Raw genomic sequence first — 9,164 nt, forward strand, 5'->3', positions numbered from 1 at the left:
GATCGAGGTCCAGGTCGCCGCGAGAGTGACTCCGTCCCGCCGTCGAGGCGTAGGTTCGTGCACGCGGCTCTCGACGTTTCCGGTTCGTTCTTTCGCAAGCCCCATAGTCCTTCGATACCCCGATCCGGGCTTTTCCAACCGCGTCCCGTGAAGCCCGAAAGCCGGTGAGATCGGCGCGAAGGCAAGGAAATCCGGTCGATGGCCCCGGTCGGAGAAAGTATGGACCGGCCGCTGCGATTGGGGACTTGGCTCGTGTGCCCCGGCTCGCGCCGGGCCAAACCCGTTAATCGGAGGAGAACCGTGACGCTCGGCACTCCGGTCTGTTCGAAGCCATCGCGGATGGTGCCGGAGGCGGGCAGCGTGCCGTTCCTGGCTTGCCACCGAATCCGATGTCGGCGCGGTCGGATCACGTTGCGTTGCCGGGCTTCCGCTGGAGACGTGCTGCTCGCCCAGGCCGCTCAGGACCTGGGAACGAATCCTGAGGTGACCGCACCGATCTCAAGTCCGCCGGTGTGGCCGAGCCGGAAGGCGCGGGCACTCGATGTCCCAGCATCGCTGCGGATACCTCTCTCCGGCCGATGGCTGATGCCCTCCCGACATATTCGGCAGACCGGACCACTTCGGTCCTGCCCGTTCGTCGGGAACGTCGTGAACGAACGGGCATCGGGAACGGCGCCGAGCGTGGGTCGTGATCAGGCTGCGTCGCTGGGTAGCCGCAGGCGTCCTGCTATGACGTCGCGCGCGACGTCGACGAGGGCCCGCTGATGGGCGAAGGTGTACGCCCTCATTCGCGCGAGTGCGTCGTTGACTGGGGCGTCTAGGTGAGCGCTCACGATACCGGCGGCCTGGTGTACTTCTGCCCGATGAAATTCGGCAGGCTTCGGGTCATTACGGCCGGGAACCCAGGTCAGCGTTTGAGCGCGGAGTAAGCTGGCGAGTGCCATCGCTGTCGCTATTCCGTCGTCGCTCATGGGGCCGCTGTTTCTCCGATGGCAGAGCATCGCGCCGACGCAGGTCGGTCCGATGATCATGGGAAAAGCGAACACCGCGTGCACTCCGATTCCGAGGGCGTGATCGGTGAAGGCCGGCCATCGGGTGGTCTTGGTCAGGTCGCGGCACTGTATCGGGTCGTGATCGGCGATGGCGTCGAACACCGGACCTTGGCCCGTCGTGAACTGCCCGTCGTCGAGTCGGGCGCTGGTCTCGTCGCTGAACCAGGTCAACTCGACCGTGGCGGTGGTCGCAATGGAGACGGCGATCCCGTCGACCCCCAGTACGGCCGGATCGATCATGCTGGGTTCCACCCTTACCTCCGTACTCGAGGTGAGGCACACGAGGCGACTCGCGCATGGACGCCGGTGGGCACGAACGGCGGATTCGGACCGTAGTGACAGCCGGCTGCTCGACCTCGCTCCGGTAGACCGAGCCTAAGGAGGCCGAATTTCCGATTACAAGCCAATTCATCCGGCTGGCGGATACGCCGGACACCGATGATCATTATGCCGGTATGAAGACGCCTTGTCGGTGTGCGGCTGCGAAGTGCGATAAAGTTTCTCCTCGGCTCACTCTGACTACCACGTTTCCTGTGCTGTCGTGGGCCGTGAATAGAAACCGAGTACGGGGGTAGACCGTGGTCACCGAACGCGAGGCGCGAATCGCTGACGCAGTACTCGATCTCTCCCATCGTGCAGGGAACCCCGACGCTTCGGATTTACTTGAAGACCTCGCGGCTCATCTTCACGCTCTCCTGCACGTGCAAGATGTCGCCATCACGCAGTGGGATCGACACGGCGGTGCCGGGCGCACGATCGCGACAGGCGAGTTAGGTCATGAGCTGGTTCATGCGCAGGTTGAACTGACCGAGGGCCCATGCTGGGATAGCGCGCGCAGCCGCGAAGCCATCGGCCCGGTGAGATTCGGTCCCGGTGATCGACGCTGGCCCCGGTTCGGCCGATATGTCAGGGCGGCCGGGATCACCGCTGTCACGACTGTTCCCATCCGGACCCACGGCGAGGAGACGAGTGTTCTCATTCTCGTCAACACCAGGGACCCGGTGCTCTCGGGTCTGGAGTTGCGTTTGGCCCGGATTTTCTCCGACGCGGCCATCGCCTGCGTCGCTCAGCGCCATTCGACTCATGGTCTTCGTCAGACCGTGGATCAGCTTCAAGGCGCGCTGAACAGCCGCGTCGTCATCGAGCAAGCCAAGGGAGTGCTGTCCGAGCGTTTCGGTGTTTCGGTGGGCGAGGCGTTCCGCCGGTTGCACGCCCACGCGCGTCAGCGACGCCTGAAACTCAGGGACCTGGCTTCGGATGTCGCCTCCGGCGGCGGCCCTCGTGAGTTCAATCCGTAGCGAAGTCGCCGGTCGGGCTTCGGACAGTTATTCCCGGCGATTCTCGCCTTGCCACTCTGGACGAGCAACGCGTCGAAAGGAGAGAGAGTTGAGAGGTTTGGGGGTCCCACCAGCCGGGCAGCTTGAATAGTGCGGAGCTTCGAAGACCGGAACCGGGCGTCTTCGCCGTCGCGATGGACAGCGCACCTGAGGATGCCGCGGACGGCGCGCGACCTGGGGGACACCTACGCGGCGGCGGCGAGGGCTTGGTGCGAGCGGAACTTCGGGGAACGCGACTTGCTGAAAGTTGTGCCACGTCCGGCTCGGCACATTTCCCTGTCGGCGGTGGATGTTCCCGCGGAGCGAGTCCCAGCAGGACAAGTAGCTCGCCTACGGGACGTGTTGGACGATGCCCTCGCCGATGTCAGGGCGTTCGAGATTCGCCTTGGTCCCGCGATCGTGACGACCTCAGCGGTCGAACTCTACGTGGAGTCTTCGCGGGAGTTGCTTACGCTGCAAGCCAAGGTCGCCGCTGCCTGTCGAACAGCGTTTCCCGGCTACGTTCCTCGTCCGATCGAGGCGGCTTTTCGGCCTCGCTCCGTGATCGCCCACTGTATGCGGGGATTCAACGACGAGGGCTTGGAGGACGCTCTGCTCGACACGGACTCCCCGGCGGCCGGTGTCAACTCATTGGTGCGGATGCGTGTCGACGAGGTCGTCCTGGCCGTTGTCGACGACAGGGCTGGCCCATGGCCGGGACAAGGCGGCGAGATCTGGGAGCTGCCCTTCGGCGAGACCTCGGGTCCTCCGGTGGTCGTGGACCCCGCCGCGAAAGCTTATGAAGCCAGGCAACGGTTTCTCAGCGCCGAGCGCAAGGCCCATCGGCGCATGGATCCCGTGTTCGATGCGGAAGAAGTCTTCTTCGCGGCAGAGCCGACCGACGTCGAGGAGGCCCGGCTGGAATGGTGGGAATGCGCCCCTGACGGTCCTTCTGCGTGGTGGCCCGGAGGGTGGCGGCTCCGGGGCCGAAGTGGCGCTGTCCACTATCACCACGGAGTATGGCGTCGCCGTTCCGATGCCGAAGCATTTCTCGATGAACAGGTGAGCATGCTTGATACCAGGGGTGAGGGCCGGAGCGTCCCGGACTTGTGCGGAGCTTCCGTGGAATGGGTCGCCACGGTTGGCCGGACCGCTCTGGATCTCGGGTTTTGGAACACTCACCCGGTCAGCAGGTTTCTGCCCCGGCCCTAGCTTGAGTTTCAACGGCTGAGCGGCCAGGAGTTCCACCGCTGTCTGACCCGGCGGGCGGATGGGCCGGTCCGTTCGGTCGCGGAGTTCTCACTCACGGGCGAGCATCGCCGCGGGTATGGCAGCGGCGATGCCGCGCCGGCCCGAGGCCGGGTTCTGGTTCGGCTTGGGCTCGCCCTGCTCCCGCATCCGCCTGAACTCGTCGATCATCTCGTGTAGCCGTACCCACGAGCGCCGCCACCGCAGACGCTACCCCCAGTCGATGCTCGTCACGAGGACCGGACATCACAGCCAGCCGTTGACCTCCGCGAGTCGTGCCGCCTCCGCGCGGGTGCGGGCCTGGGTTTTGCCGATAGCCGACGACAGGTGATTGCGCACGGTTCCTTCGGTGAGCCCCACGGCCGCCGCGATGTCCGCCACCGTGCCCCCTTCGGCGGTGGCTCGCAGGATGTCGACCTCACGGTCGGTGAGCGGGCTGGCGCCGCTCGCCAAGGACTGGGCGGCCAGCGCCGGATCGACGAAACGAAGCCCGGCATGGACTCGGCGGATGGCGTTCACCAGCTGCTCGGGCGTGGAATCCTTGACCACGAAGCCGGCCGCTCCTGCCGCCATCGCCCGCGACAGGTAGCCGGGGCGGCTGAAAGTGGTGCAGATGAGCACACGGCACCCCGGTAGGGCACGGTGCAGTTCGGCGGTGACAGAAAGGCCGTCGCGGCCGGGCATCTGCACGTCCACCAAGGCGATGTCGGGCAAGGTCCGCTTCGCGGCCGGAACCACTTCGGTGCCGGAGCCGACTTCGGCGACCACGTCCAGGTCGGATTCCATGCGCAGCATCGAGGCCAGCGCGCCGCGGACGAGGGCCTGGTCGTCGGCCAGCAGAATTCGGATCATGCCTGGCCCGCTTCGCCGTGGGAAGGGCCGCGGGCGATCAGCCGGAAGCCGCCGGGGGACTTGCCGTATTCGAGGGTGCCGGACACCGAGGCGAGCCGTTCGGCGAGGCCGGTCAGGCCTTGCCCGGGGTTCAGCGGCTCGGACAGGGTGCCGTCGTCGGTGATCTCCACCCAGTCGCGGCCGAGCCGGACGCGACAGGCGCGGGCATCGGAGTGCCGTAGTACGTTCGTGACCGCTTCCCTTACCACGTAACCGAAAACGCCCTGCAGCTCGGATCGCACCTCGTCGGCCGCGGTGGGCAGTTCGGCGAGTACGCCGGCCGCTCGCAGGGCCACTCCGGCACCGGCGATCTCGTTGGCCAGGGACACCGTGCGATAGCCGGAGACGGTGGCCCTCACGTCGGTGAGTGTTTGCCGTGACAGGGTTTCCAGATCGCGGATTTCGGTGAGCGCGGGAGCCGGGTCGGTGGCGGATTCCAGGATCCGCCGGGCCAGGGACAGTTTCACAGTCATCGTCGAGAGGCTGTGCCCGAGGACGTCGTGCAGGTCTCGTGCGACGCGTTCCCGTTCCTGGGTCACCGCCATCCGCCGGACTTGCTCGCGGGCGGCCCGCAGCTGCCCGATGGTGAAGTTGAGCGCGAAAACGATGCCCAGCCCGGCGGTGACGAGGACGAGCGTGGCCACCGGACCCCATTCCACGCGGCCGTCCCGCAGCTGCATCCAGCCGATCTGCCCGACCGCCACGGCGGAGCCGAGAGGCAGGGAGAGACGCAGCGGCAGCACCATCAGCCCGACCGCGATCGCATAGGTCAGATCGGTCAGATACGCGGGTGTGGCCAGCAGCAGGGCGGGTGCACCGCCGAGAGTGAACATCGCGGCCACGATCGCGATCCGCCGCTTCCGCGACGCGAGCGGACCGAACCACGGCCCGAGCAGGCAGCTGACGCAATAGCCGAGGGCGAACGCGATCGCCGTCCCAGCGAGCGGTTCGTCGGCGCGGCCGTCGATTTCGGCGATCCGCGCGATCAGGAACAGCGAGGAGAGGCTGGTGATCGCGACGACCATGCTCCGGCCTCGGCGGTTGCCGCGACCGTCTTTCCAGAAGTCCCAGTCCGGCCACTGCCGGACGGAGAACTCGTCGGGATCTCGTTCACGCACGTCGGCCATGCTACGGCTGCTGTTCCCCATGCCGATCATGGTCCGGCCCCGGTGGACAGATGCCTCGCTCATTCGTCACCCGAGAGGTATGACAGATGGCAGGGGTCCGCGCGGGCCGGTGATGATCCCGTAGGAACATGTTGACCGCGACAAAAACCAGTTCGCTGGGCCATGAGTACATCCTCACCCGCGACGACTCGGAACTGGGCACGCTTTCCCTGCGGAAAGGCCGCGTCGGAGCGCGGATCGACTTCGGCGACGCCGAATACCGAGTCCGAAGGCATCGGTTGAGCGGGGTCCACGAGCTGCTCGCTCCGGATGGGACGGTCCTGGCAGCCACCGGCAGGGTGGGCCGTAGCTGGGCCCTCAGCGTGTCTGGGCGGGACTTCGAATTCCGGCGGACCGCGGAGGCCGACCGGGAATACACGATGCTCGGCCGTGGCGGCGCGACGGCGGGGACCGTCAGCCGGAATGGCTCGGCCGTGTCATGCGACTTGCCGGGGCTGACGTCGGAATCGCAGATTTTCGTGCTCGTGGTGGTGCTCCTGCGCCGACGTCGCAAACGCACCGCGGCGGCGGTCCGCGGTGGCTTGCTGTCCGGCGGCTGAACGACCGGACACACGGCCCCTCGCGCAACGACCGGAAGGAATCCACAATGTACAGAACTCGAAGCAGGCTGCGGAAAAGCGGACGGTCGGTACTCGCCGGTGTCGCGGTCCTGACGGCGATGACCCTCACGGCGCCCCTCGCCTCCGCGGCCGGCGATCTGCCCAAGGCCCACGGCAGTCAGGCGGTCTGCGGCGGCGTGCTCGCGATGTTCGGCTGCCGATCACAGGTCGCCACGGTCGACGGGGAGATACTGCGCGGCCCCGAGCCGATCGGCTGGGGAGCCGGAGATCTTCGCGCCGCCTACCGGCTTCCCGCGCGGTCACCCCACCGCGGCACCATCGCGCTGATCAACGTCGGCCCCTATCCGACGCTGTCGGACGACCTCGCCGTCTACCGGGAACAGTACGGGCTTCCCGCCTGCGGGGCCGACGACGGTTGCTTCCGGCAGATGGACTTCACCGGCGGCCCAGCCCTGCCGTCCCCTGGTACCGACGACGAGAAGCTGATCGCACAGGGCTCGGCCATCGAGACCGCCCTTGACGTGGACATGGCTTCGGCCACCTGCCCGTCCTGCCGCCTGCTGTCGGTGCAGATCCCGATCGGGAACGGGCCGACGGACCCCACGAACGCCGCGGGTTATGACCGTTACGCCGCCGCGTTCGGCAAGGCGGTCCGTACCGCGATCGACGCGGGGGCGGATGCCATCAGCATCTCCTACGCGCTTCCCGGCAGTGAGAACACGCTGCATGGTCCGATCGCCGAGGCGCTCGACCACCGTGGGGTGGCGATCACCGCGGCGGCAGGGGACCTCGGCTTCAACGGGAACGGCAACACAGCGGTCGGTGTCACCAATCCCGGCTTCACCGGGACCGCCGCCGTGTGGCCGCAGGCGCTCCCCACCGTGACCGCCGTCGGCGGCACCACGCTCGTCGGACAGAACCATCGCTACCTGCAGGGCGCGTGGGCTCAGGGAGGTTCCGGCTGCACGCCCGGCGTCACACCACCGGAAGGCCAGCCTGCGACGATTTCAGCGCTGTGCCAGGGCTCCCGGGCCAGTACCGACGTGGCCGCTGTCGCCGAGAACCTCGCGATGTACACCTCTTACCGGCCGGCGGATCACACGGAGGCCGGCTGGCTGGTGCTCGCCGGGACGAGCGCCGCGGCCCCGCAGATCGCGGGCATGTACGCGGCGGGCCGGAAACTGCGGGACGTGCGCGGGCCCAACACGTTGTACCGGGCGCCGTCACTCGCCTTCTCCGACATCGAGTCGGGGGCCAATCTCATCCCACCGTGGAGCGGTACCGACGGTCACTGTTCCGCCGCCTGGGAGCACAAGCCGGACAAGCCACCCACCCGATTCGACGACCGCATGTGCCGGGCGGAGCGAGGTTGGGACGGCCCTACCGGTCTCGGTGTTCCGCATGGCCTGCTCGCGTTCTGAGCCGTCGAACTCCTGAACTGGTGCTCCTGCGAGCCGCCAACCCCGAGCCGTGGCGGCTGAGCAGCTGCCGGAGAGCCAGCGCACGCGGACTATCGAGCGGACGGTACTCGGAGATTACGCCTTGATCGCCGAGCACCTCGGCCTCCTGCAGGCTGTTCCGGCCGACCGGCTGCGGTAGCTGAACAAGCTTCGCGACAACGCCGCGCATCGCGGTGCTGCCCCCGCGCATTGGGAAGTAGACAGCCCGGTCCACAGGTTTGGACGGTTTCACCGTGTATGAAGCCTCTGTCCGACTCTTTGATCACGAAGACGGGCCGGGTGCTGATGCCGACGTTATCCGGCCGCCGAACTCAACCTGTGTCCCGCCGTGCTGATCGCGCCATCCGCGTTGGGCCGAAAGGTATGACCTGCGGCGTCGAGAGGCCGGCGTCTCGACGTCCGGTCAAGAGACGAGGATCTTCGCTCTGCCGGCGCAGGCCGCTCCTGTGCGCGAGAAGTTCGTGGATGAAAGTCATCGGTCGACCGGCTTCACGGCGCTTTCGCGGGCATCATCGGTCTGGTCGAGGTCGGACATGTCGAGTACGAATCGGTAGCGGACGTCGTTGCGGTCCAGGCGTTCGAGGGCCTAGTCTAGGGGATCGCCATCGTGATCGAGCCCGACATGATGCGCAGCCCGAGCACGTCCTTACGGCCTTCCACGGTGACGCCGATAGCGGCATAGACAGGCCGGTTGGCGACCTGCCCGTCGCGGACCTTGACGTGGATCGCGTCGATGAACACGGCCACGTACACCGCGTCGAGTGGCCGGCTGGCCCAGTCCTGCATCTCGGCGATGACCTTGTCGGTGATCCGCGAGATCGTTTCCTTGCTGACCGAAGATCCGTAGATCTCGGCGAAATGTGCCGAAATATCCCCAGTCGCCATACCTTTCGCATACAACGACAACACGATCTCATCCACTTCGGTAAGCCGGCGTTGCCGCTTCTTCACGATCTGCGGCTCGAACGTGCTTTCTCGATCCCGTGGCACGTTGATGTCGACCTCGCCCGCGGCATCCGAAACCACCGTTTTCGATCGAGTACCGTTCCGGATATTCGTCGACTCGCGGTCCGGCTCAGCCTGGTTCTTTTCGTGTCCGAGGTGCTCGGTCATCTCCTCGTTCAGTGCCGTTTCCAGCACATTCTTGGTGAACAGCTTCAGCAGGCCGTCCGGGCCGGTCAACGCCAACCCCTGCGCCTTCGCCTCAGCCACCATCGCCGCTGCGGCGGCCTGCTCCGGCGACAGCTCCCGCGCCGGCTTGGACTCACTCTTGCGTGGACTCACAAGGTCCGGTGTCATCACTCACAGTGCCCACCCCGCCGGACCTCAGCCCGGCGTGTCGGGCCGGAAACACCGATTTTGGAACAGTCCCGTTCAGCTCGGTGACGATGAGGAGGACCTCCTGCACTGCTCCCGCTGCTGGGGGTCCCCGACTGGTGAAGTCGCGTAT

General features: G+C 66.7%; 8 protein-coding genes and 1 pseudogene. 5 read left to right on the top strand and 4 right to left on the bottom strand.

The window, feature by feature from the left end; translation table 11 throughout:
- Positions 1-692: 692 nt before the first annotated feature.
- The gene (locus tag CFP71_RS41000; protein ID WP_093939273.1) at positions 693-1,292 is read right to left on the bottom strand and encodes an ANTAR domain-containing protein; all 600 of its coding nucleotides are present in this window, start codon (positions 1,290-1,292) and stop codon (positions 693-695) included.
- A gap of 338 nt (positions 1,293-1,630) precedes the next feature.
- On the opposite strand from CFP71_RS41000, the gene CFP71_RS41005 reads away from it, so the two are divergent.
- A complete protein-coding gene (locus CFP71_RS41005; protein ID WP_093939274.1) occupies positions 1,631-2,350 on the top strand; it encodes an ANTAR domain-containing protein in 720 nt (239 codons plus the stop codon).
- 192 nt (positions 2,351-2,542) lie between these two features.
- Positions 2,543-3,580 (top strand): 2'-5' RNA ligase family protein, encoded by a 1,038-nt coding sequence (locus CFP71_RS41010; protein WP_341866910.1) that lies wholly within the window; start codon positions 2,543-2,545, stop codon positions 3,578-3,580.
- Positions 3,581-3,862: 282 nt separating this feature from the next.
- Here the strand turns inward: CFP71_RS41010 and CFP71_RS41015 are convergent, their stop codons facing one another.
- Together CFP71_RS41015 and CFP71_RS41020 are read right to left on the bottom strand one after the other, a co-directional pair.
- Positions 3,863-4,468 carry a response regulator transcription factor gene (locus tag CFP71_RS41015; protein ID WP_093939276.1) on the bottom strand — a complete coding sequence of 202 codons (606 nt, stop codon included), beginning with the start codon at positions 4,466-4,468 and terminating at the stop codon, positions 3,863-3,865.
- Positions 4,465-5,625, bottom strand: a complete 1,161-nt coding sequence (locus CFP71_RS41020) for a sensor histidine kinase (protein ID WP_244200025.1) — start codon at positions 5,623-5,625, stop codon at positions 4,465-4,467. The genes CFP71_RS41015 and CFP71_RS41020 overlap by 4 nt, the downstream gene beginning before the upstream one ends.
- 137 nt (positions 5,626-5,762) lie before the next feature.
- On the opposite strand from CFP71_RS41020, the gene CFP71_RS41025 reads away from it, so the two are divergent.
- Genes CFP71_RS41025 through CFP71_RS45475 form a run of 3 tightly spaced genes read left to right on the top strand, consistent with a single transcriptional unit; the run spans position 5,763 to position 7,853 of the window.
- Positions 5,763-6,233 (top strand): hypothetical protein, encoded by a 471-nt coding sequence (locus tag CFP71_RS41025; protein WP_093939278.1) that lies wholly within the window; start codon positions 5,763-5,765, stop codon positions 6,231-6,233.
- Positions 6,234-6,280: 47 nt separating this feature from the next.
- Positions 6,281-7,675: a S8 family serine peptidase gene (locus CFP71_RS41030; RefSeq protein ID WP_093939279.1), complete on the top strand. Its 1,395-nt coding sequence runs from the start codon at positions 6,281-6,283 to the stop codon at positions 7,673-7,675.
- Between the two features lie 49 nt (positions 7,676-7,724).
- On the top strand, positions 7,725-7,853 hold the full coding sequence (locus CFP71_RS45475) for a hypothetical protein (protein WP_279629270.1): 129 nt from the start codon (positions 7,725-7,727) through the stop codon (positions 7,851-7,853).
- Positions 7,854-8,344: 491 nt separating this feature from the next.
- On the opposite strand, the pseudogene CFP71_RS41035 reads toward CFP71_RS45475, so the two are convergent.
- Positions 8,345-8,998: pseudogene (locus tag CFP71_RS41035) on the bottom strand (IS256 family transposase); the annotation flags it as partial.
- Positions 8,999-9,164: the final 166 nt, after the last annotated feature.

The organism is Amycolatopsis thailandensis (genome assembly GCF_002234405.1).
GTDB lineage: Bacteria > Actinomycetota > Actinomycetes > Mycobacteriales > Pseudonocardiaceae > Amycolatopsis > Amycolatopsis thailandensis.